Genomic DNA, 26,220 nt, shown 5'->3' with positions numbered 1-26,220 from the left:
TTATTTTTTACTTTGCAAATATCCTTGTAATATAATTGTAGCGCTTATTTCATCTATCAATTCTTTATTCTTGCGCTGTTTTTTTGTTAATCCACTTGCTAACATTGTTTGAAATGCTATTTTAGATGTAAAACGTTCATCTGCTCTTTTTACAGGAATATTGGGAAGCTGTTTATTCAATTCTCTAAGAAAAACTTGTATTGAAGGCTCACTCTGAGATGAACTATAATCCATCTGTTTAGGCTCTCCTACAATTATCATTTCTACTTGCTCTTTATTTATGTAATCTTTTAAAAATTCTATAAGCTTGTGTGTAGGCACTGTAGCCAAACCAGAAGCAATAATTTGTAACTCGTCTGTTACAGCAATTCCTGTCCGTTTCTCCCCATAATCTAACGCCAAAATACGCGCCATCTTTTCCTTTTTGCAAAAATAAAGCTTTAAATTGTTATACTTATAAATTTGAGCAAATTATTAATGGGAAGCCATTATCTTTGCGCAAAACTATATGATAATGACTGTATTACAATCTACTATAGAAAAAGCATGGGATGACCGATCTTTATTAAACGAGCCTAAAGCTATTGAAGCTATTCGTGAAGTTATCCATTTATTAGATGAAGGGTCTTTACGTGTAGCTGAACAGAAGGGTTCGGGATGGCATGTTAATGAGTGGGTAAAAAAAGCTGTTGTTCTTTACTTCCCTATTCAAAAGATGGAATCAATGGAAGCCGGTCCTTTAGAGTTTCATGATAAAATACCATTAAAAAAAGGATATGCCAAAAAAGGAATTAGAGTGGTTCCACACGCAATAGCAAGATATGGTGCATATATTTCTAAAGGGGTTATTATGATGCCCAGTTATGTAAATATTGGTGCTTATGTAGATGAAGGGACTATGGTAGATACATGGGCTACGGTAGGAAGTTGTGCGCAAATTGGAAAAAATGTCCATTTAAGTGGCGGTGTAGGTATTGGAGGGGTTTTAGAGCCTCTACAAGCAGCTCCTGTTATTATTGAAGAAAATGCTTTTATAGGGTCTCGATGTATTGTTGTAGAAGGTGTAAGGATAGAGAAAGAAGCAGTTTTAGGAGCTAATGTAGTACTCACCGCTTCTACAAAAATAATAGATGTTACAGGTAGTGAACCTAATGAAACCAAAGGTGTTGTTCCCTCCCGTTCAGTAGTGATCCCTGGAAGCTATACTAAAAAATTTAGAGCAGGCGACTATCAAGTACCCTGCGCACTAATTATCGGAAGAAGGAAAGAAAGCACCAATAAAAAAACATCATTAAATAATGCGCTCCGTGAATATGATGTAGCTGTATAAAAGCATTATACAATATTTCTTTTGTATTGTTTATAAAGCTTTATCTTTGCCGAAATTTTTCTGCTTACATGACCAAACTAACGGCCCTCATTATAACCTACAATGAAATAGACCGTATTCGAGACTGCATTCAAAGCATTTCATTTGCGGATGAAATCATTGTCATAGACTCTTATAGCAAAGATGGCACCTATGAATATCTTAAAAATTTATCTAATGTAAAAGTACTGCAAAACCCTTTTGAAAACTTTACAAAGCAAAAAACATATGCATTGGAACAAGCCCATAACGATTGGATCCTTTTTATTGATGCTGATGAACGAATACCTCCTAGATTACAGGATGAAATAGTTAGTATTCTTAAATCCGAAAAAACAAATGATGCTTATTGGTGTTATCGTATTTTTATGTTTAAAAATAAACAGTTACGATTTAGTGGATTTCAAACAGATAAAGCAGTGAGGCTATTTAAGAAAAGTAAATGCCATTTTCGCCCTAACCGTATTGTACATGAAAGATTAGAAGTAAATGGTACTACAGGCACCTTAAAAAATAAATTGATTCATTTTTCTTATAGAAATTTTAAAGTTCATAAAGAGAAAATTATTAAATATGCAAGACTACGTGCTCGGGAAGAATTCAAAAAAGCAATTAGACCAAATTGGTTTCATTTCTATGTAAAGCCCACCTATCGGTTCTTGTATAATTATCTTATACGTTTGGGGTTTTTAGATGGAAGAAAAGGAATTATTATGTGTTATATGGGTTGGCTAGGTGTCTATGTACGCTATAAAGAGTTAAAAAAAATGTACAACAGTACGGACAATTAATCGTTATTATTTTTTACAATCCCATAATTGGTCCATTTCAATTTTTTATCCCGTGTATTTTTTCTGATTGCTAAATTTTTTTCAATTGATTCCTTAGTTTTATATCCTCTTTTATGATCTAAGTGTAAACAAATAGCACTATAGCGTATTTGTTTTGATTTAAGGCCATAATTGAATAAACGTTCTCCGAGCTCCCTGTCTTGTCCACCATACTGCATACGTTCATCAAAACCATTTACAGCTACTATATCTTCTTTCCATCCAGACGCATTATGACCATTCCAACTTGCATTAGTAGGGGTAATAAAGTTCAAAAACCTTGAACGAAATCCTTTTGCTGTAAGCTTATTGTTTTTAAAAGACTTTCTCAACCCATTTTCTTTTAACCACTTTAAATCAAAACATCTGCCGGATAAAATATCTTCTTTAGATATTAATCCTGAAATCTTCATCGGAAGCTTAAAATAACCACCCGATAAAAAATATCTTTTTTCTTTATAGCTGTTATGTATTTCCAAAAAATCCCTTCTGGGAATACAATCACCATCACTCATCACTATATAGTTTGCACGACACTCGGTTATCGCCTTGTTCAATATTTTTGATTTCTGAAAGCCTTCATCTTCATGCCATACATGAACAATCGGGTAAAAAACTTTTTTTTGAATACGCGCTATAAGGTCTTTTGTTTTATCGGTAGAACCGTCATCTGCAATGATAACTTCAAAACTTTTATATGTTTGAGTGTGGTATCCCCATAAGACCTTTTCCAACCATGCTTCAGCATTATACGTACTTATAATCACTGAAATCTCAGGTTTTTCCATATGCTGTTATTTATTGCAAAAATATAAAGCTCTCTACACATAACCCTATTTTTATTTTTTAATTAAGCATGATCTCCATAAATATTTTAATACATGTATTGTAAACAGTAACTTTGTAAGCCCTATCAAAAATACTCTACCAAGTATATGTAACTTTTTGATCTCATGCATAACAATCATAAAGAAGCCTTAAAGCACCCTATTTTTAAGACCATCTCACAAGCAGCGAAGGAGTTGGGAGTTGATAGTTATGTAATTGGTGGTTTTGTTCGTGATTATCTTTTAGAAAGACCTTCACCAAAAGATATTGACATCGTAGCTATTGGCAGTGGTATTGCGTTAGCAAAGAAAGTAGCTGAAAAGCTCGCCGGAAACCCTCAGGTACAACTATTCAAAAATTATGGTACTGCCATGATTAAATCTGACGCATTAGAACTCGAGTTTGTTGGAGCCCGAAAAGAAAGTTATCATTTTGACAGCCGTAAGCCTGTGGTTGAAGATGGTACCTTGGAAGATGACCAAAAACGCAGGGATTTTTCCATTAATGCACTCGCAATATCGCTTTCAGAAGCTACTTATGGTGACTTATTGGATCCCTTTGATGGAGTCTCCGACCTAAACAAAAAAATTATCCGAACCCCTTTAGATCCTGATATAACTTATTCTGATGATCCGTTACGGATGCTCCGTGCCATACGTTTTGCTTCGCAGCTCCATTTTACTATTGATCCGGAATCACTCAATTCCATAACAAAAAATAAAGAGCGGATCAAAATCATATCAAAAGAGCGCATTGTAGATGAACTCCACAAAATATTGCTTAGTAACATTCCCTCATCGGGCTTTAAACTTCTATATAGAACAGGACTATTGTACATTATACTCCCTGAACTTACTAGTTTACAAGGTATTGAGGAAAAAGAAGGGCAGCGGCATAAAGACAATTTCTATCATACATTAGAGGTAGTGGACAATATCGCAAAAAACACAAACGATTTATGGCTGCGTTGGTCCGCATTATTACATGATATTGGAAAAGCCCCTACTAAAAAGTTTCACAAAAAAATTGGTTGGACGTTTCATGGACATGAATTTGTAGGATCAAAAATGGTTTATAGACTCTTCAAAAGATTACGGATGCCACTGAATGAGAAAATGAAATTTGTACAAAAAATGGTGCTTTTAAGCTCTCGTCCTATTGCTTTAGTGCAAAATATTGTTACTGATTCTGCCGTGCGTCGATTGATTTTTGATGCGGGAGATCATATTGATGACCTTATGACCTTATGTGAAGCTGATATCACTACCAAGAACCCTAAAAAGTTTAAAAAATATCATCAAAATTTTAAAATCGTAAGACAAAAAATAATTGAAGTAGAAGAACGTGATCATGTCCGTAATTTTCAACCTCCCATAAAAGGGGAAGAGATCATGAGGACATTTAATCTGAAACCTTCAAAAGAAATTGGCATTATCAAAGAAGCAATCAAAGAAGCTATTTTAGAAGGGAACATCTCTAATGAATATGAAGCCGCCCATCAATTTATGCTCAAAAAAGCAAAAGAATTGGGATTGACACCTTCTCCCATTAATAAAAAAAACAAATGAGGAACATCACAAAAATCACGCTCATACTTGTATATCTTGTTATTGTTGCAGGGGCAACCGTACGAATGACCGGTAGTGGTATGGGCTGTCCCGATTGGCCTAAATGTTTTGGATACCTTGTCCCTCCAACGGAAAGGGCACAACTAGAATGGCAGCCTGATAATACCTACAAAAAAGGACAGGTCATTATTGTTGACGAAACATTACGGGTAGCCAAAAAAGATTTTGTTACTACTGATGCGTACTTGGAACATAACTGGAGTACTTATACAAAACACAATTATGCTGTCTTTAATGCTTTTCATACGTGGACAGAATTTATCAACCGGTTAATAGGCGCATTGGCAGGGATTGCAACATTTATTATGGCAATTGTATCGCTCCAGTATTGGAAGAAAAACAGGAGGGTAACTATTTTATCATGGATAACCGTTTTAGGAATGGGGTTCCAGGCATGGTTGGGGGCCACTGTCGTTTATTCCGTTCTGGAACCTGTGAAAATAACTCTGCACATGGTCATGGCACTTGTCATTGTTGCACTTATATTGTATATTTTGTATTCTATTCAAAAACCATTTAAGGAATCCTCTTATAACCCTCTTTTCAAAAATAGTATAATCTTTGCCTTGCTGTTAACGCTTATTCAAATTGTACTAGGTACACAAGTCCGTCAATATGTAGACACACAAATTGATGTTTTTGGAGAGACTGCTAAAGACCAATGGCTAACAAACCCTACATTACAGTTTTACCTACACCGTTCTTTTTCTGTGATGGTATTAGCAGTGAATGCATTCCTTTTTTACATGAATAGAAAAAAAGCACTTGGATATTCATTGATGAACTGGGTAATTATAGTGCTCTTTGCAGAAATCCTTTCAGGAATTATTATGTATTATAATGATTTCCCCATAGGTTCACAAGCAGTTCATTTAGTACTGGCTTCGATATTGTTTGGAGTCCAATTTTATATCTTTCTCGAAGTACAAAAATCTAAATACCAAGTGGAAACTTTGTAACTTTGGCAATCCAAAATCCAGTGTATGATATACAAATTAAGAATAATACTTGATGCCGAAGAAGATGTCTTCCGCGATGTTGAAATTGAAGCTGATAATACCCTAGAAGATTTTCATAATGTTATTACACAAGCTTTTGGTTTTGGTGGTAGTGAAATGGCTTCTTTCTATATTGCTGATGATGAATGGAACCAAGGAGAAGAAATCGCTTTGTTTGATATGGGAGACAAAGAAGCACGTTTTATGGGAAATACAACTATTGAAGAGGTTGTCTCTGAAGATCAAAACAAACTGATTTATATCTATGATTTTCTAAATATGTGGACATTCTATGTGGAATTAGCAGGAGTAGCAGAAGCACAAGATGGAATTACCTATCCACGGTTGCTTTTCGCTCATGGGATCGTGCCTGAATCAGCTCCCGAAAAACAGTTTGAAACAAAAGAAATAATCGATGATCTCGAAGATTTGAATATTGAAGATTTTGACGATCTGGATTTTGATGAAAACTGGAATTAACAAACCTAATTTTTGAAAAATTAAAACTATGGTTAACCTCTACACTACTCAAGTAGAAACACTTTCTATACATCGTATTGGTAATAAAAGTAAGAACGAATCACTTTTTTTATCATCAGAACCTTATAATCTAAATGATGAAATCAAAGGGCTTTTAAAAGAATATTTTTTTAAGTCTTTTCGGGAAAAGGAAGAAAATTATTATCATTTCTCACATGAATCCGATATAGCGTTCAATACACTATACAATATAGCTAATACTATTTTTGATAATCCGGATACACTTCATGTCAATTCTAAAAAAATTGCAACCCACCTTTTCGAGCAATCCAATCACCCACATATTAAGAATGGTGAATTGTATGTTACTTACCTGACTAACATCGTCTTAGACAATGAGAAAACAGATGCCATAGGTATTTTTAAAAGTGAGCTTAAACACGATTTTTTACAATTTGAAGAAAAAAGCAACAATCTTGATATTATCATCCAGCAAGGTGTCAACATCAATAAGCTAGACAAAGGCTGCCTGATCTTTAATCGCAGTAAAGAAGAAGGGTACAAAGTGCTTTCTGTAGATAGCAATCGTTATGATACCAAATACTGGCTTCATCATTTTTTAAATGTTGACACATTGGCTGATGAGAACTTTTTTACTAAGAAATACTTGAAATTTTGCCAAAATTTTGCAAAAGATGTGGTTTTGCCGGCAGAAGATAAGCAACAAGAAGTTCTGTTTATGAACAGGGCCATTAACCATTTTGCTAGCAATAATGAATTTGAAGAAACACATTTCTTAAACGAGGTAATGGACAACCCTGAGCTTATTCCGGAGTTTAAAAACTATAAAGTAGAGCGGGGCCCTAAATACAGTATTGAAGACGTTTCGAGTTTCCCTATTGCTAACAAAGCTGTTTCCGACACCCGAAAGAAGATCAAAAATGTGATCAATCTGGACACCAATATCCAAATAAAACTGGATTTTATCAATCCCGATTCTGCCGATCGGTTTGTAGAAAAAGGATGGGACGAAGAACGTCAGATGTATTATTACCTTGTCTATTTTAACAGGGAGCAGAAATCCTAGCTCAATTACTTTTAAAACTTATAGTAGGTAAAATCTTTAAGTGCAAAGTGTTTAACCAAATTCCCTTTATCATCTATAAGATCAATATCGCACTTTAAGTTGTGCGTGCCTACAGGCAAATTAAGTTCATCATAAGGCATAAACACTTCTATATCTGAATAATTTGCATTATCAGAAGAAGGGTAAATACTCTTAAAAACAGCTATATCACCATTTTTATTTGCAAACGAGGAATTTGTTGTACTTAAAAATTCATCATCTTCGTCCATAAAACGTACAGTGATCTGGCCTCTTTTATTAGTCATATTTTCTACAGAAAAACTTACATGGACCCGTATTCCATACTTCCCATTTTCATATACTCCTTTATCCAACCATGCATTTTTATAGGTTGCACTCGCTACCTTGCTATTGGTAAAACTCCCGGATGATGAGTCCCCTCCTCCACTAATAACAGCTTCTGTCAGTTTAATATTATAAAAATTCCAGCAACCACTCCCTTCACAATTTACTTCTGTCATAGAATAAATATCATCAATATTATTCAACTTACTGAAATAGAGTTTAATTCGTTTTTCTTGATTGGCAGTTAACGACATACTTCCAAAACCTCCTTTGTCTGAGCCTCCCCAACCGGTTTGAAAGATTAAAGAATACCTATTCCCTTTTTTGTCGGTTAAAACAAAAGGCGATTTTCCCGAAGGAGCATGTAAGGTAGCATTGATGGTTGTAGTTGGGTTAAATTTAAGACCAACTTCCGTCCATTGTTGAGAATTTTCAACACTTGCAATAGTTATATAATTGGTTGTTGAATTGCCAACAGTGACTACCTTTTGAGTATATGCATAGGTGAAAAATAAAAATAAGCTAATGGTAATTATTCGTTTCATAGTAAATTATTTCTTTGTGGTGCCTAAAATTAAAAAATATTTTTAACTTCCTAAAAATCAAAATCTCAAAACTTTAAAATATTTATTGCTATTTTTAAAGACATATAACCCATACTTATATAATTGTTATGAAACATACCATATCTATACTTATGCTTGTTGTTTTTTTCCTATCATCATGTAAAACAGCGGAACCACTTATTGGTTATTGGGAAATATATAAAGTTAGTTATGATAATGGTGAAACCATACTTGATGAACGGGATAAATGGATAGAATTTGTAAAAGGTGGGATTTTAAAAGGTGGGGATATTGGTAAAAGTTCAGATAAAACAGGTAAATGGACCCTAAGCGATGATTATAAAGTGCTCACCTTTGATGTGGGAGATGTTCGCGATAGTGGAGATTATCTTATTGAGAAGATAACCAAAAACCAAATGGTTTTGTTACGGAACAATACCAGAATTTATATGGAAAAAGGTGAAAAAAATTAGTGATTTTTTTAAGGTCACGACGATATAGTCATCATTCCGGTTGAACAATATTCTTATTCTTCTTAAAAGGCCGTATAATCAACCGTGTTTCCCTATCATAACGGATGTAGTTATATACCCAATTTATGAATACCACAATCCGACTTCGAAAACCGATCAAAAAAAACAAATGCACAAACATCCATACAAACCATGCAAAAAAACCTTGAAACCGGACTTTAGGCAAATCAACCACCGCTTTGTTGCGGCCTACAGTGGCCATTGAACCTTTATCCTTGTATGAGAAAGAGATCATTTCTTTAGATTCTATGATCCGAATGAGGTTTTTTCCAAGATGTTTGCCTTGCTGAATGGCAGGTTGCGCCATCATCGGATGTCCATGAGGGTACACCTCGCTTATCATAGAAGCTACATCTCCGATAGCAAAAATATTTTCATGGGTCACTACTTGATTAAATTCATTTACTTTTACACGATTCCCTCCTGCAATATATCGTTCCGCATTTAATCCTTTTACTGTAGCTCCTTTTACCCCGGCTGCCCATATAAGTGTTGCTGTTTCAAAAAGTGTTTCACCATCTGTTTTTGCAACAAATCCGTCATAATCTACTACTCGCATATTTTTCCATACCGTAACACCCATTCGTTCCAAGAAAGCTTCTGCTTTTTCAGAAGCTTCCTCACTCATGGCATCAAGAACCCGTTCTGATCCTTGTACCAGATTTATCTGCATCTGACGGATATCCAAATCAGGATAATCTTTTGGCAAAATGGCTTTTTTCATCTCTGCCAAAGCACCTGCCAGTTCCACTCCTGTAGGCCCTGCACCTACAATTACAAAATTCATCAATGCATGGCGCTCATTAAGGTCTGAGGTCAGTAATGCTTGTTCAAAATTTTCTAGTATTAAGCTTCTAAGGTTCAATGATTGTGGAATGGTTTTCATAGCCATACTATTGGCTGCTATTTTTTCATTTCCAAAAAAATTAGTTTTAGACCCGGTTGCCAAAACCAGATAATCATACTTAAGTGTCCCTATATCTGTAATTACCTTATTGTTGGTTGTATCAATATCTTCGACACGTGCCAACCGGAAATAAAAATTAGCGTAATTTTTCAACACCTTTCGAATCGGATACGCTATGGAATCTGGCTCTAAACCTCCTGTTGACACTTGATACAAAAGCGGTTGAAAGGTGTGGTAATTGTGCTTGTCCAGTAAAACTACTTGTACTTCTCTCCCTCCCAGTTGCTTAGCGAGTGAAATTCCTGCAAAACCACCTCCAATAATAACTACTCTGGGAGTGCTCGTACGGGGTATGTTCATAGTGAATTTGTTTCTCCTACAAAAATACAGCTTATTATTTGCTTTTCCAGTGACTGAAAAATATAATTCACTATCTTTTGTAACATATTTATAAAAAACACTACTTATAACCAATAACCATCAAGAATCTGTGAATAAAGAACTGGAGCATAGTTTTGTAACACAATTGGAACAGCACCAGAATATTGTGCACAAAATATGTCGTATCTATACGAATGACAGCGATTCGCACAATGATTTATTCCAAGAGATCACCATTCAATTATGGAAGGCATATCCGAAATTCAGAGGTGATTCCAAATTAAGTACATGGATTTACCGTGTTGCATTAAATACGGCCATTACCTTATACAGAAAATCCAAACGACGTATCAATACATTTGATTATGATACCATAGATTTTAAAATAAAGGCTGAAGAATATGATGATACGGAAGAGCAACAATTACGATTGATGTATAATGCTATAAAAGAATTAAATGACATAGATAAAGCACTTGTGTTTTTATATCTGGAAGATAAAAACTATATGGAAATTTCTGAGACGTTGGGAATTTCTGAAGTAAATGCGAGAGTAAAGATGAACCGTGTAAAAACAAAATTAAAGACAATATTGAACCCCTAATAATTAGTGGCATGGATGAGTTAGAATTATTGAAGAAAGATTGGCAAAAGCGAAATACGGACTTCCCTAAATTATCGTATGACGAGCTCTATAAAATGATTTGGAAACGCTCTTCTTCCATTGTCAAGTGGATTTTTTATATCAGCATCATTGAGTTTGCTTTTTGGTCAATACTTGCTTTTTTTACAAATGATATGGACCATTTAAGAAAGTTCAACAGTTATCATATAGATTATATAACCATTCCAATGAATATTATAGGCTACGCCGTTCTCCTTTATTTTATCGTTCAATTTTATTTTAACTATCGGAAAATAACAGTTACTGATAACACGAAAGTATTAATGAACAATATTTTAAAAACCAGGAGGACTGTAAAACAGTATGTGTGGTTTAATATCATCTTCTTTTTTGTTTCTTTTATCGTTATTGCTATTGTATTGCTATACTACGATCAGGATCTCATAAATAGTGTTGAAGAAGCTGCCCATAAAGACACTACAGGGTTATTCTATTTTTCCTATATAGGGATTATGGTAATAGCCGCTTCAATTATAGCTTGTATTATATGGTTTCTCTACCGTTTAATTTATGGTGTCCTCATACAAAAGCTTAAAAAGAACTATGACGAACTTGAAAAAATAGAAGTTTAAATGCTTAATAACGCCATTGGCGTTCTTTATTGAGTTCTTCATAAGCTTCTAGTTCTTCTTGGGGGATTACCTTTAAAAAAGAAGGATGTTGTTCTATAGCATATTCCAACTTTTCTACAATATCATCTATAGTCTCATTATTATAATCGATGTCCAATGGTTCTTTAATTACTATAGACTGAAGAATATTTTTTTTCTTTACACGAAGTCCTTTTTTATCAAAAGAACGTCGGAAACCATCTATCACTATCGGAACTACAATCGGTTTGTATTGCTTTATAATATGGGCTGTCCCTTTACGAATGGGTTTCCAGGGCTTTGTAGTACCCTGCGGAAAGGTTATTACCCATCCATCATTTAACGCAATACCTATATTTTCAGTATCGTTTAAGTTGACATTTCTTTGTATGTTTTTTCCTTTCTCCCTCCATGTGCGTTCCACTGTTATAGCTCCTGCATATGCTAAAATTTTGGGTAGCAACCCCGAGCGCATGGTTTCTTTAGCAGCTACGTAATAAATGTTAAGCTTAGGCCTCCATAAATAGCTGATGTTTTTAATAGTGTCTACCCGACCACTTAAACTGGCATTAAACACATGAAACATTGCCACTACATCCGCAAAATAGGTTTGATGATTAGAGACAAATAAGACACCTGTTTCCGGTAAGTTTTTTATAATCTCAGAGCCTTCTATTTGTAGTTCATTAAACCCTCGATACCTCCTGTGAGTTAACACCCCGAAAGTCCTAATCAACCATTTTTTTAAAAATAATATATGCCCAAAAGGGTTTTCTTTAAATACTCCCATAAAAACATTTAGTCTTTGTCAGATAGCGAAAGTATGAAATAATATGTGTTAAAGCACATGTTTTAATAGCTCTTTAACTTCGCTGAGCATCATGGCAGTTGCCCCCCAAACAACATGACCGTTCAATTTAAAAACAGGAACAGTTATATTCTTAGCATAAAAAGTAGTCAGTTCTTCAGTATATACATTTGTATCGTCCATGAAATTTGCTAATGGCACCTCTACAATTTGTTCCACTTCACTTTCTTGTCGAGAAAAAACAGGAAATTCATTCGTTATTCCCATAAAAGGATATACCATAAAATTACTAGGTGGAATATACACTTCTGATAATGAACGGATTAATTTAATTTTTTCAGAAGACACTCCTATCTCCTCATGTGTTTCCCTCAAGGCAGTTGCTCGTAAATCAATGTCTTTCTTTTCAACTTTTCCACCCGGGAAACTAATCTGGCCTGAGTGGGTTCCAGGGTATTTTTTTCTGTGAATAAGCACAAAATTAGTTTGCAAATCTACATCCGGGTACAATAATATCAAAACCGCTGCTTTTTTCGGGTTTCGTTCTTCTATGTTAATGGCATTTAATTCTTTTAAACGTAACTGTGGAGCCATCTTATAGTGTGAAGTTTCCCCCGGAAGTGGCAGATTTGTTATTTTTGAAACTGATTTAGAAAAAATATCAAAATCCATGTTACTAATATCCTCTAACTTTTATGCAATATTACTATTTATTATTATAACAGCTTGTCAGGAAAAACCTGAAAAAAAAGCTAGACAAGCAGTTTCTACTATTGATAGCATTCAAAAAAAAGCTCCTGAAAAAGATACTATTCAAGAAAAAAAGAAGGAGCCTTTTGTCCTCAATGAAGACAATGCCATTCCTTTCTTTTTTGAATATGCTAAAAAACATAAAGAGAACAAAGTAAAAATATCCACACGGTTCGGAAGTTTTGTCGTAGAACTTTATGACAGGACTCCTTATCATAGGGCTAATTTTATTTACTTAACCAAAAAAGGCTATTTTAATGGTTCCTACTTTCATAGGGTTGTCAAAGATTTTATCATTCAAGGCGGGAATGCCGATAATAAAAAGATAAGTGAAAAACGAAAAGCTATAGGGCGTTATTTACTACCTCCGGATACCCGAAAAGGGTATAAACACCATAGAGGGACTATTTCCATGCCCAGTAGCGATATTGACAATCCGCATAAGTTAGCCTCTCCTTATGAGTTTTTTATTGTAGTAAAAAAACCGGGGTCTTACCACCTTGATGATGATTATACTGCTTTTGGAAGGGTTATTCAGGGAATGGAAGTGGTTGACAAGATTAATGCACAACCTACTGATGCCGGGGAGTGGCCGTTGCAAAATATTGTTATTGATAGTGTAACTATTGTTGAACAATAAACTGTTACATGTTCTGGGTGTAGTAGTTGTAATCCCTTAAAATCGTGTCTAAATATTGAATATCGTATAATTCTGATGTTGTTTCGAGCACTTCTTCTACTCTGTTCCTCAATTGTTTCAACGTTTTATGATCGGCCGTCCGTTTAGCCGTTCTATATGTTTCCTTTATTAACCGTACATCTTTGTCCGTTAGCTTTGTGACATTTAAAAAAGTAGGTGTGTAATCGGTTGCTACCTCTTCTAAAATGGTATGAGAAATTTTTGTTTTTCTCTTGGTACTTATGACTACTGTTCCTGCAGCTGCATCACCTAACCGTTGCCTTCTATCCGTAAAGAGAATGGATAAAATCCCTATAGCACCTATGAAAAGCCAAATATCCACTAAACGCAGCATCCACCGGATACTGTATGATGACCAATGTACAGGTGTTCCATCAACCTTAACTACTTTAATCTTCATGATCATTTTCCCTACCGTTTGTCCATTAAAAAGAATGTGCATCAACAAGCTATAAAACATAGCCGGAAGAAATAGTAACGACATAAAACCAAATACAGACCAGTTGTCATTTAAAACATCCCTGAAAGCGTCTCCAACATAATTTACCAATAAGGCATACATATATAAAATGAAACCGTCTATTAGGAAAGCCACTATGCGTTCCCCTATACTGACAATCTTATAGTCTAAGTTTACATTTTGTGCGGTATTGATAGCCAAATTTGCCATAGTTAGATTTGTTTTTATCTTTAACCATTATTTATTTCATAATGCGCGAAGCAGCTTTTATTAAGCAAAATAAGGAAAAATGGATCGCTTTTGAAAAAGCGATCTCCTTTAATGCAAAGATAGACCCTGATAAATTAGCTGATTATTATATTCAGCTTACAAACGATTTGGCCTATGCACAAACTTATTACAAAGAAAGCAAAACCCTTTTGTACCTCAATTCATTGACCTCTCAAGCGCATCAAAAAATATACAGCAACAAAAAAGAGCATAAAAACCGGATTGTAAGCTTCTGGAAAACAGAATTCCCGTTATTTTTTAGGCAATACCACAAAACCCTTGGTTATTCGTTTTTAATTTTCTTCATCGCAGCAGTGATAGGTTCGCTATCTGCTCTAAACGATACCAGTTTTGTCCGCCTTATACTCGGTGATGCATATGTAAATGAGACATTGAACAATATAGAAGATGGAGACCCTACAGCTATATATAAAAGTGGTAGTGAAATAGGTACTTTTTTGGGAATTACTATCAATAACATACGGGTTGCCTTTTTGGCATATGCTTTTGGGGTAATAACCAGTATAGGTACTGCCTATATCCTTTTTACCAATGGAGTGATGCTGGGCTCATTTATGACCTTTTTTTATACACAAGGGGTACTGTTCCAGGCAACAAAGCAAGTATGGCTACATGGCACTATCGAAATATCAGTCATTATTATTGCCGGATGTGCAGGATTGGCAATGGGAAACAGTATTTTATTTCCGAAAACCTATTCCCGGAGAGTTTCTTTTGTAAGAGGAGCCAAAGACGGTTTAAAAATAGTGGTTAGTACGGTTCCCTTTTTTATCATTGCCGGTTTTATAGAAGGGTTTATTACCCGTTATTCCAATATGCCTGTATGGTTGGCTTTTACCATTATTTTTATGTCACTTGCATTGATTATTTATTATTATATTGTTTATCCAATTCTATTGAACAGATCCTATGAAAAAAGAATTCATTGAGCTTAAAGTAAACAGGGATTTTGGTGAAATCATCGCTGTTTATTTTGATTTTTTTAAACAAAATATCAAAAAGTTCACCAATATCTTCATTAGTTATAATGGTATTTTTTTAATTGTTTTTTTGATTATCAGTTATTTGTTAATATCTGGTTTTCTTGGTCTCATTACTGAAGGGGAAGAATTTTTTCAGGGTACTAACCTGACTAGCGATGATTACTATTTGGCATATTTAATACTAGGTGGCGCACTATTTTTCATAACATTCATAATTGTTGCCATTATGAATTACAGCTTGGCATCTTCTTATATGATCCATTATGAGAAGAATAAAGGGGCCCATTTTACGAAACAAGATTTATGGAAACTTATAAATAAAAGACTTGGTAGTATTCTTGGGTTCATTCTTTTAATTATTGCTATTTATGTAGTGGTCATGATTATAAGTGTCGTTCTCGCTTTTATCCCTATCATAGGGATGTTTATTCAATATATTATGTCGTTTTCATTAAGTGCATGGATAGGCGTATCATTTATGTGTATGCTCTATCAGGGAAAAGGGGTTACTGATGCCTTGGGGGAAGGTTGGAAGCTTGTGATGGGGAATTTCTGGAAATCTGTTGGTGTAAATTTTATCTTAGGACTACTTGTAGGCCTACTCGTGCTATTTGCTCTATCTATTCCCGGAATCATTATAGGCATCTATACTTTTCATGTGGTAGATACTGACCTGGTTGTAGGGGAGTCAGTTTTTGCAAAAGTAGTTTATTCCTTGGGGCTTAGTTGTGTATTAATTATTACTGCATATTCGCAATCATTATCACAGTTCATAAATGGTATTTTGTTCTTTAACCTTCATGAAAAAGAATACAACACAAATGCCCAGGAAAAAATACAACAAATAGGTGCTGATAGTGAATAAATTATGTATTTACATAGTTGTTTTTATTTCCGTTTTTTCTTACGGAAAGGCTACAAATGATTCTATCAAAATAAAAAGAGATGAAGGCCCCATTATCATAAAGTCATTTGATGAAGGTTTTGAGAACCGTTATAAAAGCAATGAATATAACTACGATGCAAAAACAGGGGAAGCTCAAAATCTTATTTCGCGATTCATAAACTGGATAACAAAAGGAATTTCAGAGCTCTTTGGTGTTAGTATCTCTCCTCAAGCATTAGCAATCATAGAAATTATTATTTATGTGTTGTTGGGCATTTTTGCGCTGTACTTATTGATACGCTTTCTTACTAATGAAAATATTTCATCATTGTTCAATAAAACTGCCAAAACAATTGCCCCTATTGAAATTTCAGAAGATAATATAACAGCCGTAGACTTAGATGAATTTATTAAAAAAGCTCTTCTAGAAGGAAACTATAGGTTGGCAGTCAGGTACTTATATTTAATGTCATTAAAAAAATTATCCTTACATAAACTGATCAGTTGGCATTATCAAAAAACAAATACTGAGTATGCTAATGAAATTGACCATCCCGAAATTAAAAATGCTTTTCAAAAAACTTCCTTTTGGTACGAGTACGTATGGTACGGGGAATTTTATATTGATGAACCTCTTTTTGAGAACGCACAGGAAAATTTTAAAATGTTAGAGCAACTTATAAACAAACATTTTGGATAGAAAATCAAAAATAATTATCGGGTTATTTTTAGCAGTACTAATAGCTATTATTATTACTGAAGTGGTGCGCCCTAAGCCTGTTAACTGGAAGGATTCTTTCACCTCAGCCGATAAAATCCCTTTTGGTTGCTATGTTTTATACAATGAGCTAGAAAGCCTCTTTCCTGATAAAACTATTAAGAAAATAGATCGGAGTGCCTATCTGGAATTAGTAGAAGGCGACATTCCTTCATCAACCTACCTGTTTATAAACAGCTATCTTGAGTTTGATGAGCAAGAGCTCCAGAAATTGTTGGACTATGTGGAAACAGGTAATAATGTGTTTTTGGCTGCCAATAGTTTTGATTATATGCTACGGGACTCTCTAAAAATAGACACCTATACGGCATATGGATTGACAGAAGACACGATCACTATCTCATTGGCAAATTCTGTGTTTAAAAATAAGGGGTATAAATACGCAAGAGGCATTAATGAGTCTTATTTTTCTTCTTTTGATACTATCAATACAACAATATTAGGGTACAGGAATGCCACAAAGAAAAAAGAAAAGGAAGTTAATTTCATAAAACTAAAAAGAGGGAGTGGAAGCTTCTACATCAGCACCCTTCCGAAAGCTTATACTAATTATTACATGCTTAGAGGAAATGGTGAGTATGTAGCAAACACATTGTCATACTTCCCTAGTGAAGTTATCTTTTGGGACGATTATAAAAAAGACGGTAGGATTATTATAGATTCACCTATGCGTTATGTTTTAAACCAAGATGCCTTAAAGTGGACCTATTACCTTACCATAAGCACTATTTTTCTATTTGTCCTGTTCAAGGGAAAAAGAGAACAACGGATCATTCCTGTAGTGAAACCCTTGGAAAATGCCTCTGTAGCATTTACGCAAACTATTGGTAACCTCTATTTTCAACATAAAGATTACAGCAACATTGTTCGCAAAAAAATAGTTTATTTTTTAGAATTTGTACGGTCTGAATTCTTTTTAAATACAGAAAGACTCGACAATCATTTTATAGAACGATTGGCTATAAAATCAGGGAAAACAATAGAAGAAACACAAGTACTTATTAAATATATTGAAAAGCTTAGAAGCAATACAACACATACTGAACAACAACTTATTGAACTTAACAAAAAAATAGAATCATATAAAAATACATAGCCGGCATGAACACACAAGAAAACGAGAACAGCACATTTAGTAACCGTATCGACCTTAAAGGGCTTCAAGAAGCAGTAAACAAAATCAAACTAGAACTAAAAAAAGTGATTGTAGGGCAAGAAGAAATGATTGAATTTCTCATTGTTTCTATCCTTGCAAATGGACATTCGCTTATAGAAGGGGTTCCCGGCGTTGCCAAAACTGTCACCGCAAAACTCTTGGCCAAAACCATGAATGTTGACTTCAGCCGGATTCAGTTTACCCCTGATCTAATGCCAAGCGACATCATTGGAACTTCTGTATTCAATGTAAAAACCAATGAGTTTGAGTTTAAAAAAGGCCCTGTATTCTCCAACATCATCCTTATAGATGAAATTAACCGGGCTCCTGCTAAAACACAAGCTGCCCTGTTCGAAGTAATGGCAGAACGGCAAATAACTATTGATGGGACACAAAACACCCTTCAAACACCATTTTTGGTTTTCGCTACCCAAAACCCCATAGAGCAAGAAGGTACATATAGTCTTCCCGAAGCACAATTGGACCGTTTCTTATTTAAAATTAATGTTGATTATCCTTCCTTGGAAGAAGAAATCAATATCTTGGAAGGCAACCATCAAAGAAAAGATCATATAGCCGACACACTTATAGAAGCGGTTATGAATGCAAAAGAAATAGCCAACCATCAAGCTATCATTAAAGAGGTCATCATAGAAAACCATCTACTAAAATACATTGCTACTATTGTAAATAATACTCGTACCAATGCCAATTTGTACCTTGGGGCCTCTCCGAGGGCTTCCATTGCAATTATGAATGCTGCAAAAGCATTAGCTGCTATGAACGGACGCGATTTTGTAACTCCAGATGATATAAAAAGATGTGTGCCCCCTGTACTGCGCCATCGGATTATTCTAACCCCTGAACGTGAAATGGAGGGCTTTACCACCGATAAAGTAGTTCAGCAATTATTGGAAACCATTGAAATACCCAGATAGTGAAACGGTTTTTTAAACAACTCTATTTAGAGCAACACTTTTTTGTCGCAGTTTTGAGCATTATACTACTGTTTAGCCTCTCGTACCTATATGAAAGCCTGTTTATCATTGCTAAATTGGTGTTTTTTATTTTTCTTGGGTTGGTTTTGATAGATGTTTTACTTCTCTTTCGGAACAAAAAGAATAGTATCGCACAACGCATCACTCCCGAAAAGTTATCGAATGGTGACAATAATGACATTCATATCCATGTAAAAAACAACCATTCTTTTGTTGCTACTATAAAAATCATTGATGAGCTACCAATACAATTTCAAAAACGCGATTTCATAATCCACTCAAAAATAAAAAGTGGTCATCAACGAAAATACACCTACCAATTAAGGCCTACAGAACGTGGTGAATACCGTTTTGGCAGCCTTCATGTATTTATCAGTTCGCCCCTTCAACTTATTTCAAAAAAATACAGCTTTTCGTCCGCTGCTGCTGTGCCTGTATATCCCTCCTTCCTACAATTAAAAAAATATGACCTGATGGCATTTACCAACCGTCTTTTTGAGTATGGCCTGAAAAGAATACGGAGGATTGGACATACAATGGAGTTTGAACAAATAAAAGACTACGTACAAGGCGATGACATTCGGAATATCAATTGGAAAGCCACTGCAAAAAAAAGCCAGTTAATGGTGAACCAATATCAGGATGAACGTTCTCAACCTGTATATTCGGTAATTGATAAGGGGCGTGTGATGAAAATGCCATTCAATGGATTGCGTTTATTGGATTATGCTATCAATGCAACACTGGTTATATCAAACATCGCATTGAAAAAACAGGACAAAGCTGGCATGTTTTGTTTTTCCAGTAAAATTGAAAACCGGATAGTGGCCCAAAGACGAAAAGCCCAAATGAACCTCATTTTGGAAACACTTTACAATGTTCAGACCAATTTTGTAGAATCAGATTTCGGCCGTTTATATATTGATATCAAACGCAATCTAAAACAACGAAGCTTATTACTGCTTTATTCTAATTTTGAAACGTTGGGCGCCTTACACAGACAATTGCCTTATCTGCAAGCCATTTCCAAAAATCATTTGTTAGTAGTCATTTTCTTCAAGAATACGGAACTAAACCAACTGCTTAAAAAAAATGCTAAGACTACCTATCAAGTATTTGAAAAAACAATCGCTGAAAAATTCATTTATGAGAAAAAACTTATTGTAAATGAACTGCAAAAGCATGGTATCCAAACTATCTTGACTGCACCGGAAGATCTTACCATCAATACCATCAACAAATATTTGGAAATAAAAGCTAGAGGACTTTTATAAAACAATCCCCACAAGTTAAACTTATGAGGATTACAATGTCAATTCTTAATTAAAGTAAAAATATCATATTTCTTCGTCCAACCATGCCTTCATCATCCAGATGGTTTTTTCCTGTTCCGTAATGAAATCGCTCATCATAGAATTAGTCCCTTCATCGTTAGCCTCATCGGATTTGTCTAATATTTGACGTTCTATTTTTAATAATCCGGTTAACGAATTTACAATTAATACTACGGCATTTTCATCAACGGAAACATTCTTCCCGACAGGGACTTTAGCTGCCTTTACGTAATCTTCAAAAGTATGTAGTGGTGTGCCCCCTAAGGTTAATACACGCTCAGCTACCATATCCACTTTTAACTGTGCGTCGTTGTACAATTCCTCAAACTTTACGTGGAGGTCAAAAAAGCGCTTTCCACGTATATTCCAATGAATACCTCTTAAGTTTTGGTAATACAATTGAAAGTTAGCTAATAATGTATTGAGCTCTTTTATAATTTCATTTGTTTTTTGGGCATTGAGCCCTAAACTGTTTAACTGCATAATCTGTTTTTTTATATGTTTTCTTTGATTTACTATAAATATAACCATGATTTTATAGGTATAAGTATAGATTTTATTGATAGTTTTTATACTTTTATCATCTAAACTTATACAATATGACCATTACACAGCTTCAATATGTACTTGCAGTAGCCACTTATCAAAATTTTACCTTAGCTGCAGAAAAAAGTTTTGTTACACAGCCTACACTCAGTATGCAAATCCAGAAACTGGAAGAAGAATTGGATGTGTTGATTTTTGATAGAAGTAAAAAACCCATTCAATTAACTGAAATAGGTAAAAAGATTGTCGAGCAGGCCAAGAATATTATAAATGAGTCTGGTCGTATTATGGATATTGTAGAACAACAAAAGGGCTATGTGGGGGGTGAATTTAAGTTAGGGATTATCCCTACCATTATGCCCACATTATTGCCTATGTTCCTTCATAATTTCATCAAAAAGTACCCAAAAATAAACCTCAAGATTGAAGAACTAAATACACAGACCATCATACAACGATTAAAAGAAGGATATATAGATGCTGCTATTGCCGCTACACCTCTTAACGATGAAAAAATTACAGAACGCCCTCTTTATTATGAGCCTTTTGTAGCTTACGTCCCTCCAAACCACCGATTGCATAACAAGAAAAATATTGACACGAAAGACCTTAATTTAGATGATATCCTTCTCTTAGAAGATGGGCATTGTTTCAGGGATGGGGTTATCAACTTATGCAAAGCGGCCAAGAATAATCAAAATGAACATTTTCAGTTAGAAAGTGGCAGTTTCGAAACTATGGTTAAATTGGCTAACGAAGGATTGGGAATGACCTTATTGCCTTATCTACACTCAATGGACATAAAAGAAAATGAGAAAAAGAACCTTCGTTATTTTACAGAACCTAACCCAGCCAGAGAGGTAAGCCTCATTTTTCATAGCAGTGGGCTAAAAATACACATTATAGAAGCTTTAAAAGATATAATAGCCGGAGTAGTAAGAGGTGCCATTGCTTTTCACAACGTAAAAATCATAAGCCCTATTCCTAAAAAGAAATCATAAAACTGCCTATATAGGCAGTTTTATGATTTTAGATAAATTAAACATTGGTTCAACTCAGGTTTTCCATGGATGTATTCATAAATCCATATCCGCAATTCTTCCAATTCATGGGGCAGTAACCTTTTCACTGCTTTTTCCAACTCTTTACAAAACAAAACCGGATCAAAGCTAACTTTCTGAAGAACTACCTGAGTGTATTCAAACATAGCTCTAGCCATAATTGGTATAGTTTTTAAGTTTTACAATAACAAAATAACAGTATCGCTCTCTATTTTATTGTTTCAGAAAAGTTAAAAATTGTTATCAACACTATAAGTCATTGTCTATCAATCTTTTAATTTTATGGTCCATTCAAAGTTAAATGTTGACACTACGACACCTTCTTCGTTAATACCTACCGATTGCATCCAAAAAGTTTTCCCATCTCCTGTTTCCATAGTTTCTTTAATGGCTTTGCTTATTAAATGCCCATCATGGCAGGTGAATGTAATTTTTCCCGTTGCTTTTTTTGAAAAATTGGCATTGTTATTGGCTACTAGCATAGAGATGCGTTTTCCTGATTTTTTTATTTGTGACATTACCATAGCTCCCGTGCTCAGTTCAGCTGCCATTCCTTGTACAGCCCAGAACATCGAATTAAAAGGGTTTTGATTTATCCAACGGTGTTTTACAGTTACTATACATTTTTTATCATCTATATGCTTTACCCGCACTCCACATAACCATGCAGATGGGAGTTTAAACATTGTGAATGTATTGAGTTTCTTAGGGGTTATCTTCATCGAGACTGATTATTTGGATCTAAAATATTGAAAATATCAATAGCATCTAAATTTATTTTTTTCTTAAATATTTGTTAAATTTTAGTACTATGTTTTGCATAATACCTTTTTTTAGATATATATTTGCATAGGAAAATAATAGGTTATGGAATTATCTATCAGCAAACACCAACGAAATATAGCAGCATTTATACATGCATCAACCTTTGCTAGGTATTTTTTTCCGTTTGGAAACTTTATCCTTCCATTGGTTTTATGGGTTTCTAACAAAAAAGAATCTGACTATATAGACCATCATGGAAAACAGGCACTTAATTTTCAGATCAGTATTTTATTATACAGTATTGTTATAGGTATCTTTTCCGTTTCATCTTTCTTTTTATTTACGAACGATTTTATCACCTCAACAAACATATTTGATCATAATGTACATACTATAGATTTTGATCGCTTGGACCATCTCTTCCGTTTTAGAAGAAATTGGATACCTATAGGTGTCGGAGGGCTCCTCGGGCTTGGATTAACGGTTTTAAATATTGTTTGTTCCATCATTGCCACTATACGTGCCAGTGAAGGCATCCGGTATAGGTATCCACTGACTATTAATTTTATAAAATAAAAGTAACATCAATCATACATCAATCAAAAAATGAACAGTTTAACACCACTAAAAAGAAAACCCTATGAACATTGAAAACACAAAAGCACAAATGCGTAAAGGGGTCCTGGAGTACTGCATACTCTCCATCTTAAAAGATGAAGACAAGTACGTAGCAGAAATCCTGAATACGCTCAAAGGTGCAAAAATGCTGGTAGTAGAGGGTACTATCTATCCGCTACTTACAAGACTGAAAAATGCGGGGTTATTAAATTACCGCTGGGAAGAGTCTAGTTCCGGACCGCCGAGAAAATATTACCAACTCACGGAAACCGGAAAGATCTTTATCAAAGAACTTAACACCACATGGGAAGAATTACAAGACGCAGTTAACATAGTAACAAGCCAAAAAACGAACAAATGAACAAGACAGTAAACATAAATTTAGCAGGAACGTTTTTTCACATAGATGAAGATGCCTATCTAAAACTTCAACGCTATTTAGATGCTATAAAACGTTCTTTTTCAAGCGCACAAGGCCGTGATGAAATCATTGCTGACATTGAGGCCAGAGTAGCAGAACTATTTGCCGAAAAAATACAACATGACAGGCAGGTTATAAGCATCAAAGAAGTTGATGCAGTAATTGCTGTTATGGGACAACCGGAAGATTATCTTCTGGACGAAGAGATCTTTGATGACCAACCTAAAACATCACGCACTTATAAAGAGCGTAAACAACTCTATAGAGATACTGAAGATAAGTATATTGGTGGGGTTTGTTCTGGATTAGGATACTATTTAGGTGTGGATGCCTTATGGATGCGGCTCATCTTTATCTTGGTAACTGTTTTCTCAGGTTTTGGCTTAATAGCATACATCCTGTTCTGGATTTTAGTGCCTGAAGCTTCTACAACAGCGCAAAAATTAGCTATGCGGGGCGAAGCAGTCAATATCAGTAACATTGAAAAAAAAATTAAAGAAGGGTTTGACAATGTCTCCGAAAAGGTAAAAAATGTAGATTATGAAAAAGTAGGCTCAAAAGTAAAGTCGAGCTCAAAAACATTTTTTGATACCATAGGCGACATCATTCTGTTCTTTTTCAAAATAGTTGCAAAATTCATAGGAGTCATCCTGATTATAACAGGAGCTTCTGCACTGATTGCCCTGTTTGTAGGCCTATTTTCAGCCGGCATTGCAGACATCGTCCATGTTCCGGGAGTAGACTTTGTTGATATTTTTAATACCTCCGGTGTATCATTATGGCTTGCATCATTGCTACTGTTCTTTGCTATAGGCATCCCGTTCTTTTTACTGTTCTACCTAGGATTAAAAATATTGGTAGGAAGTTTAAAATCGATGGGCAATATCGCAAAATTCACCCTGCTGGGTATATGGTTATTAGCTATTGTAGGGTTAATCATAATTGGTGCAAGACAAGCCTCTGAACATGCTTATACAGGAACTACATCAACAAAAGAACAAATATTTGTGAGCACTTCAGACACATTGCTTATTAAAATGAACACTGAAAATGAATATACCGATCATTATTATAGAAATCCAAGCTTTGCACTAATCGTCGATGAAAATGATACTGAAAGGATTTATTCTGAAGATGTGCAGTTTAACATTCGGAAATCAAACGATTCATTAAGTTATGTAGCCGTTCGGAAAGAAGCTGATGGCCGTACTTACTCTGATGCCAGAGAGCGTGCCGGGAAAATTGACTATGCATATCGCGCTTCTGAAAAGACAATTGAATTGGACGACTTCTTAACTACCGATTCAAGAAACAAGTTTAGAGACCAAGAAGTAGACATTGATATCTACCTGCCCGAAGGAACTGTTGTTAAAGTAGATAATTCTACCTATGGAAATATTGGAAGAAGCACCAAAAATGACAAAGGTTTCTATAGAAGTGGTATTGTAGGGCGTCTATGGAAAATGGGAGCAGATGGTGAATTGAAATGTTTGGATTGTACTGCATATGATGAAGAAACCGAACCCAATAGCATCCGGATCGATGAAGAAGGGCTTGATATCAACATTAAAGACCGTGATGGAGAAGAATTCAAGATGAAGATCGACGAAAACGGTGTGAAAATAAAAACAAACTAACCAATTTTATATAAAAGAAGAATTAATCAATCATTAAACAAAAATTAAACATTATGACAACGCTATTAAAAATTATCACAACATTACTCCTATCCTTATTTTTAACATCCTGTCAATGGGATGTAATGATCGGAGAAGGAAAAAAAGGGAACGGAAATGTAGTTACCGAATCCCGAAACACCAATGAATCTTTTACGGTCATTAAAGCATCAGAAGGTTTAGATGTTTATGTAACACAAGATGATAAAACTGATATTAGAGTAGAGGCTGATGAGAATATCATTGAGTTTATACGAACCGATATAAAAAATGGGGTTCTAAGAATCCATACGGAAGAACGCATTGGAAGGGCAAAATCTAAAAAAGTTTATGTAAGCCTACCCGAGATAACAGCACTTTACAGTAACAGTGGTGCCGATTTATACAGCATAGGGCTTATAAAAGTAGATGAATTAAGACTTGATAGCAGTAGTGGTGCAGACATTGAAGTAGAAGTAGATGTAGATGAGTTGCGGCTTGATAGTAGTAGTGGTGCCGATATCGAAGTATCGGGAAAAGCAGATTTCCTTTTCGCAGATGCTAGCAGTGGAAGTGACATAAAGGCTACTAATTTAACTGCCAGAAAGTGTATAGCAGATGTGAGCAGTGGTGCTGATATATCTGTTAATGTTACAGATGAGCTTACTGCAGATGCTAGCAGTGGAGGTGATGTACACTATTCCGGAAACCCTGAGATTGTAAAAAAAGACCGGTCTTCTGCCGGACGGATCTCAAAAAATTAACTTTTTTATCTAACCAACC

At 34.9% G+C, this 26,220-nt stretch carries 31 protein-coding genes; 21 read left to right on the top strand and 10 right to left on the bottom strand.

Annotated features, from left to right (window positions below):
* A complete protein-coding gene (gene ruvX / locus WBG21_RS03840; RefSeq protein WP_340074990.1) occupies positions 1 to 414 on the bottom strand; it encodes a Holliday junction resolvase RuvX in 414 nt (137 codons plus the stop codon).
* Between the two features lie 100 nt (positions 415 to 514).
* On the opposite strand from ruvX, the gene WBG21_RS03835 reads away from it, so the two are divergent.
* Both WBG21_RS03835 and WBG21_RS03830 read left to right on the top strand, forming a co-directional pair.
* Complete coding sequence (locus WBG21_RS03835) at positions 515 to 1,330, top strand: 2,3,4,5-tetrahydropyridine-2,6-dicarboxylate N-succinyltransferase (protein ID WP_340074988.1); 816 nt, start codon at positions 515 to 517, stop codon at positions 1,328 to 1,330.
* Positions 1,331 to 1,398: 68 nt separating this feature from the next.
* Positions 1,399 to 2,160 carry a glycosyltransferase family 2 protein gene (locus WBG21_RS03830; RefSeq protein ID WP_340074986.1) on the top strand — a complete coding sequence of 254 codons (762 nt, stop codon included), beginning with the start codon at positions 1,399 to 1,401 and terminating at the stop codon, positions 2,158 to 2,160.
* Here the strand turns inward: WBG21_RS03830 and WBG21_RS03825 are convergent.
* Complete coding sequence (locus tag WBG21_RS03825; RefSeq protein ID WP_340074984.1) at positions 2,157 to 2,987, bottom strand: glycosyltransferase family 2 protein; 831 nt, start codon at positions 2,985 to 2,987, stop codon at positions 2,157 to 2,159. The two genes, WBG21_RS03830 and WBG21_RS03825, sit on opposite strands and share 4 nt — an antisense overlap.
* A 165-nt stretch (positions 2,988 to 3,152) precedes the next feature.
* Between WBG21_RS03825 and WBG21_RS03820 the strand changes: the two genes are divergently transcribed.
* Genes WBG21_RS03820 through WBG21_RS03805 form a run of 4 tightly spaced genes read left to right on the top strand, consistent with a single transcriptional unit; the run spans position 3,153 to position 7,220 of the window.
* The gene (locus tag WBG21_RS03820; RefSeq protein WP_340074982.1) at positions 3,153 to 4,595 is read left to right on the top strand and encodes a CCA tRNA nucleotidyltransferase; all 1,443 of its coding nucleotides are present in this window, start codon (positions 3,153 to 3,155) and stop codon (positions 4,593 to 4,595) included.
* Complete coding sequence (locus tag WBG21_RS03815) at positions 4,592 to 5,614, top strand: COX15/CtaA family protein (RefSeq protein WP_340074980.1); 1,023 nt, start codon at positions 4,592 to 4,594, stop codon at positions 5,612 to 5,614. Before WBG21_RS03820 ends, WBG21_RS03815 begins: the two co-directional genes overlap by 4 nt.
* A 24-nt stretch (positions 5,615 to 5,638) precedes the next feature.
* Positions 5,639 to 6,133 (top strand): IS1096 element passenger TnpR family protein, encoded by a 495-nt coding sequence (locus WBG21_RS03810; protein ID WP_340074978.1) that lies wholly within the window; start codon positions 5,639 to 5,641, stop codon positions 6,131 to 6,133.
* 28 nt (positions 6,134 to 6,161) lie between these two features.
* Positions 6,162 to 7,220 (top strand): nucleoid-associated protein, encoded by a 1,059-nt coding sequence (locus tag WBG21_RS03805; protein WP_340074976.1) that lies wholly within the window; start codon positions 6,162 to 6,164, stop codon positions 7,218 to 7,220.
* 11 nt (positions 7,221 to 7,231) lie between these two features.
* On the opposite strand, the gene WBG21_RS03800 is transcribed toward WBG21_RS03805, so the two are convergent.
* Positions 7,232 to 8,110 carry a hypothetical protein gene (locus WBG21_RS03800; RefSeq protein ID WP_340074974.1) on the bottom strand — a complete coding sequence of 293 codons (879 nt, stop codon included), beginning with the start codon at positions 8,108 to 8,110 and terminating at the stop codon, positions 7,232 to 7,234.
* A 128-nt stretch (positions 8,111 to 8,238) separates the two neighbouring features.
* On the opposite strand from WBG21_RS03800, the gene WBG21_RS03795 reads away from it, so the two are divergent.
* Entirely contained in the window at positions 8,239 to 8,604 is a 366-nt protein-coding gene (locus tag WBG21_RS03795) for a lipocalin-like domain-containing protein (RefSeq protein WP_340074972.1), read from the top strand.
* Between the two features lie 31 nt (positions 8,605 to 8,635).
* Here WBG21_RS03795 and WBG21_RS03790 read toward each other — a convergent pair whose 3' ends face one another.
* A complete protein-coding gene (locus tag WBG21_RS03790) occupies positions 8,636 to 9,931 on the bottom strand; it encodes an NAD(P)/FAD-dependent oxidoreductase (RefSeq protein WP_340074970.1) in 1,296 nt (431 codons plus the stop codon).
* Between the two features lie 130 nt (positions 9,932 to 10,061).
* Between WBG21_RS03790 and WBG21_RS03785 the strand changes: the two genes are divergently transcribed.
* Both WBG21_RS03785 and WBG21_RS03780 read left to right on the top strand, forming a co-directional pair.
* Positions 10,062 to 10,556 carry an RNA polymerase sigma factor gene (locus WBG21_RS03785; protein WP_340074968.1) on the top strand — a complete coding sequence of 165 codons (495 nt, stop codon included), beginning with the start codon at positions 10,062 to 10,064 and terminating at the stop codon, positions 10,554 to 10,556.
* Positions 10,557 to 10,567: 11 nt separating this feature from the next.
* Complete coding sequence (locus WBG21_RS03780) at positions 10,568 to 11,209, top strand: hypothetical protein (protein ID WP_340074966.1); 642 nt, start codon at positions 10,568 to 10,570, stop codon at positions 11,207 to 11,209.
* 4 nt (positions 11,210 to 11,213) lie between these two features.
* On the opposite strand, the gene WBG21_RS03775 is transcribed toward WBG21_RS03780, so the two are convergent.
* The gene (locus tag WBG21_RS03775) at positions 11,214 to 12,017 is read right to left on the bottom strand and encodes a lysophospholipid acyltransferase family protein (protein WP_340074964.1); all 804 of its coding nucleotides are present in this window, start codon (positions 12,015 to 12,017) and stop codon (positions 11,214 to 11,216) included.
* Positions 12,018 to 12,065: 48 nt separating this feature from the next.
* On the bottom strand, positions 12,066 to 12,707 hold the full coding sequence (locus tag WBG21_RS03770; RefSeq protein WP_340074962.1) for an NUDIX hydrolase: 642 nt from the start codon (positions 12,705 to 12,707) through the stop codon (positions 12,066 to 12,068).
* Here WBG21_RS03770 and WBG21_RS03765 point away from each other — a divergent pair.
* Positions 12,706 to 13,425, top strand: a complete 720-nt coding sequence (locus tag WBG21_RS03765) for a peptidylprolyl isomerase (protein WP_340074960.1) — start codon at positions 12,706 to 12,708, stop codon at positions 13,423 to 13,425. The two genes, WBG21_RS03770 and WBG21_RS03765, sit on opposite strands and share 2 nt — an antisense overlap.
* Before the next feature lie 4 nt (positions 13,426 to 13,429).
* Here the strand turns inward: WBG21_RS03765 and WBG21_RS03760 are convergent, their stop codons facing one another.
* Positions 13,430 to 14,155, bottom strand: a complete 726-nt coding sequence (locus WBG21_RS03760; RefSeq protein WP_340074958.1) for an RDD family protein — start codon at positions 14,153 to 14,155, stop codon at positions 13,430 to 13,432.
* A gap of 41 nt (positions 14,156 to 14,196) precedes the next feature.
* On the opposite strand from WBG21_RS03760, the gene WBG21_RS03755 reads away from it, so the two are divergent.
* The 6 genes from WBG21_RS03755 to WBG21_RS03730 are packed head-to-tail and all read left to right on the top strand — an operon-like array spanning position 14,197 to position 20,311.
* Positions 14,197 to 15,165, top strand: a complete 969-nt coding sequence (locus tag WBG21_RS03755; RefSeq protein WP_340074956.1) for a stage II sporulation protein M — start codon at positions 14,197 to 14,199, stop codon at positions 15,163 to 15,165.
* Positions 15,146 to 16,084 carry a hypothetical protein gene (locus WBG21_RS03750; protein WP_340074954.1) on the top strand — a complete coding sequence of 313 codons (939 nt, stop codon included), beginning with the start codon at positions 15,146 to 15,148 and terminating at the stop codon, positions 16,082 to 16,084. Before WBG21_RS03755 ends, WBG21_RS03750 begins: the two co-directional genes overlap by 20 nt.
* Positions 16,077 to 16,805 (top strand): hypothetical protein, encoded by a 729-nt coding sequence (locus WBG21_RS03745; protein WP_340074952.1) that lies wholly within the window; start codon positions 16,077 to 16,079, stop codon positions 16,803 to 16,805. Before WBG21_RS03750 ends, WBG21_RS03745 begins: the two co-directional genes overlap by 8 nt.
* The gene (locus tag WBG21_RS03740; protein WP_340074950.1) at positions 16,798 to 17,979 is read left to right on the top strand and encodes a DUF4350 domain-containing protein; all 1,182 of its coding nucleotides are present in this window, start codon (positions 16,798 to 16,800) and stop codon (positions 17,977 to 17,979) included. Before WBG21_RS03745 ends, WBG21_RS03740 begins: the two co-directional genes overlap by 8 nt.
* A 5-nt stretch (positions 17,980 to 17,984) precedes the next feature.
* Positions 17,985 to 18,977 (top strand): AAA family ATPase, encoded by a 993-nt coding sequence (locus WBG21_RS03735; protein WP_340074948.1) that lies wholly within the window; start codon positions 17,985 to 17,987, stop codon positions 18,975 to 18,977.
* The gene (locus tag WBG21_RS03730) at positions 18,977 to 20,311 is read left to right on the top strand and encodes a DUF58 domain-containing protein (RefSeq protein WP_340074946.1); all 1,335 of its coding nucleotides are present in this window, start codon (positions 18,977 to 18,979) and stop codon (positions 20,309 to 20,311) included. Before WBG21_RS03735 ends, WBG21_RS03730 begins: the two co-directional genes overlap by 1 nt.
* Positions 20,312 to 20,374: 63 nt before the next feature.
* On the opposite strand, the gene WBG21_RS03725 is transcribed toward WBG21_RS03730, so the two are convergent.
* Complete coding sequence (locus WBG21_RS03725) at positions 20,375 to 20,854, bottom strand: Dps family protein (protein WP_340074944.1); 480 nt, start codon at positions 20,852 to 20,854, stop codon at positions 20,375 to 20,377.
* Positions 20,855 to 20,970: 116 nt separating this feature from the next.
* Here WBG21_RS03725 and WBG21_RS03720 point away from each other — a divergent pair, with 116 nt between their 5' ends.
* Complete coding sequence (locus WBG21_RS03720) at positions 20,971 to 21,918, top strand: LysR family transcriptional regulator (RefSeq protein WP_340074942.1); 948 nt, start codon at positions 20,971 to 20,973, stop codon at positions 21,916 to 21,918.
* A 20-nt stretch (positions 21,919 to 21,938) separates the two neighbouring features.
* On the opposite strand, the gene WBG21_RS03715 is transcribed toward WBG21_RS03720, so the two are convergent.
* Complete coding sequence (locus WBG21_RS03715) at positions 21,939 to 22,136, bottom strand: hypothetical protein (protein WP_340074940.1); 198 nt, start codon at positions 22,134 to 22,136, stop codon at positions 21,939 to 21,941.
* A gap of 108 nt (positions 22,137 to 22,244) precedes the next feature.
* On the bottom strand, positions 22,245 to 22,700 hold the full coding sequence (locus WBG21_RS03710) for a DUF4442 domain-containing protein (RefSeq protein ID WP_340074938.1): 456 nt from the start codon (positions 22,698 to 22,700) through the stop codon (positions 22,245 to 22,247).
* A 145-nt stretch (positions 22,701 to 22,845) separates the two neighbouring features.
* Between WBG21_RS03710 and WBG21_RS03705 the strand changes: the two genes are divergently transcribed.
* The 4 genes from WBG21_RS03705 (at position 22,846) to WBG21_RS03690 (ending at position 26,201) form a co-directional block, all read left to right on the top strand.
* Complete coding sequence (locus WBG21_RS03705) at positions 22,846 to 23,319, top strand: DUF4870 domain-containing protein (protein ID WP_340074936.1); 474 nt, start codon at positions 22,846 to 22,848, stop codon at positions 23,317 to 23,319.
* A 64-nt stretch (positions 23,320 to 23,383) separates the two neighbouring features.
* Positions 23,384 to 23,722 carry a PadR family transcriptional regulator gene (locus WBG21_RS03700; protein WP_340074934.1) on the top strand — a complete coding sequence of 113 codons (339 nt, stop codon included), beginning with the start codon at positions 23,384 to 23,386 and terminating at the stop codon, positions 23,720 to 23,722.
* Positions 23,719 to 25,419 carry a PspC domain-containing protein gene (locus tag WBG21_RS03695; protein WP_340074932.1) on the top strand — a complete coding sequence of 567 codons (1,701 nt, stop codon included), beginning with the start codon at positions 23,719 to 23,721 and terminating at the stop codon, positions 25,417 to 25,419. The genes WBG21_RS03700 and WBG21_RS03695 overlap by 4 nt, the downstream gene beginning before the upstream one ends.
* Before the next feature lie 53 nt (positions 25,420 to 25,472).
* A complete protein-coding gene (locus WBG21_RS03690) occupies positions 25,473 to 26,201 on the top strand; it encodes a head GIN domain-containing protein (RefSeq protein ID WP_340074930.1) in 729 nt (242 codons plus the stop codon).
* Positions 26,202 to 26,220: the final 19 nt, after the last annotated feature.

The sequence above is a fragment of the Leptobacterium meishanense genome (assembly GCF_037645805.1).
In the GTDB taxonomy this organism is placed as follows: domain Bacteria; phylum Bacteroidota; class Bacteroidia; order Flavobacteriales; family Flavobacteriaceae; genus Leptobacterium_A; species Leptobacterium_A meishanense.
The sequence above is the reverse complement of the archived record's forward strand: the minus strand, read 5'-3'. Positions and strand labels throughout refer to the sequence as shown.

Excerpts from the sequence above, each read along its gene's own strand:
- WBG21_RS03755 (WP_340074956.1), top strand. The coding sequence starts at position 14,197 with ATGCGCGAAGCAGCTTTTATTAAGCAAAATAAGGAAAAATGGATCGCT.
- WBG21_RS03705 (WP_340074936.1), top strand. The coding sequence starts at position 22,846 with ATGGAATTATCTATCAGCAAACACCAACGAAATATAGCAGCATTTATA.
- WBG21_RS03690 (WP_340074930.1), top strand. The coding sequence starts at position 25,473 with ATGACAACGCTATTAAAAATTATCACAACATTACTCCTATCCTTATTT.
- WBG21_RS03765 (WP_340074960.1), top strand. The coding sequence starts at position 12,706 with ATGTTACTAATATCCTCTAACTTTTATGCAATATTACTATTTATTATT.
- WBG21_RS03775 (WP_340074964.1), bottom strand. The coding sequence starts at position 12,017 with ATGGGAGTATTTAAAGAAAACCCTTTTGGGCATATATTATTTTTAAAA.
- WBG21_RS03760 (WP_340074958.1), bottom strand. The coding sequence starts at position 14,155 with ATGGCAAATTTGGCTATCAATACCGCACAAAATGTAAACTTAGACTAT.
- WBG21_RS03780 (WP_340074966.1), top strand. The coding sequence starts at position 10,568 with ATGGATGAGTTAGAATTATTGAAGAAAGATTGGCAAAAGCGAAATACG.
- WBG21_RS03700 (WP_340074934.1), top strand. The coding sequence starts at position 23,384 with ATGAACATTGAAAACACAAAAGCACAAATGCGTAAAGGGGTCCTGGAG.
- WBG21_RS03800 (WP_340074974.1), bottom strand. The coding sequence starts at position 8,110 with ATGAAACGAATAATTACCATTAGCTTATTTTTATTTTTCACCTATGCA.
- WBG21_RS03725 (WP_340074944.1), bottom strand. The coding sequence starts at position 20,854 with ATGCAGTTAAACAGTTTAGGGCTCAATGCCCAAAAAACAAATGAAATT.
- WBG21_RS03695 (WP_340074932.1), top strand. The coding sequence starts at position 23,719 with ATGAACAAGACAGTAAACATAAATTTAGCAGGAACGTTTTTTCACATA.
- WBG21_RS03750 (WP_340074954.1), top strand. The coding sequence starts at position 15,146 with ATGAAAAAAGAATTCATTGAGCTTAAAGTAAACAGGGATTTTGGTGAA.
- ruvX (WP_340074990.1), bottom strand. The coding sequence starts at position 414 with ATGGCGCGTATTTTGGCGTTAGATTATGGGGAGAAACGGACAGGAATT.
- WBG21_RS03830 (WP_340074986.1), top strand. The coding sequence starts at position 1,399 with ATGACCAAACTAACGGCCCTCATTATAACCTACAATGAAATAGACCGT.
- WBG21_RS03735 (WP_340074948.1), top strand. The coding sequence starts at position 17,985 with ATGAACACACAAGAAAACGAGAACAGCACATTTAGTAACCGTATCGAC.
- WBG21_RS03825 (WP_340074984.1), bottom strand. The coding sequence starts at position 2,987 with ATGGAAAAACCTGAGATTTCAGTGATTATAAGTACGTATAATGCTGAA.
- WBG21_RS03810 (WP_340074978.1), top strand. The coding sequence starts at position 5,639 with ATGATATACAAATTAAGAATAATACTTGATGCCGAAGAAGATGTCTTC.
- WBG21_RS03715 (WP_340074940.1), bottom strand. The coding sequence starts at position 22,136 with ATGGCTAGAGCTATGTTTGAATACACTCAGGTAGTTCTTCAGAAAGTT.
- WBG21_RS03815 (WP_340074980.1), top strand. The coding sequence starts at position 4,592 with ATGAGGAACATCACAAAAATCACGCTCATACTTGTATATCTTGTTATT.
- WBG21_RS03795 (WP_340074972.1), top strand. The coding sequence starts at position 8,239 with ATGAAACATACCATATCTATACTTATGCTTGTTGTTTTTTTCCTATCA.
- WBG21_RS03720 (WP_340074942.1), top strand. The coding sequence starts at position 20,971 with ATGACCATTACACAGCTTCAATATGTACTTGCAGTAGCCACTTATCAA.
- WBG21_RS03770 (WP_340074962.1), bottom strand. The coding sequence starts at position 12,707 with ATGGATTTTGATATTTTTTCTAAATCAGTTTCAAAAATAACAAATCTG.
- WBG21_RS03710 (WP_340074938.1), bottom strand. The coding sequence starts at position 22,700 with ATGAAGATAACCCCTAAGAAACTCAATACATTCACAATGTTTAAACTC.
- WBG21_RS03820 (WP_340074982.1), top strand. The coding sequence starts at position 3,153 with ATGCATAACAATCATAAAGAAGCCTTAAAGCACCCTATTTTTAAGACC.
- WBG21_RS03790 (WP_340074970.1), bottom strand. The coding sequence starts at position 9,931 with ATGAACATACCCCGTACGAGCACTCCCAGAGTAGTTATTATTGGAGGT.
- WBG21_RS03805 (WP_340074976.1), top strand. The coding sequence starts at position 6,162 with ATGGTTAACCTCTACACTACTCAAGTAGAAACACTTTCTATACATCGT.
- WBG21_RS03835 (WP_340074988.1), top strand. The coding sequence starts at position 515 with ATGACTGTATTACAATCTACTATAGAAAAAGCATGGGATGACCGATCT.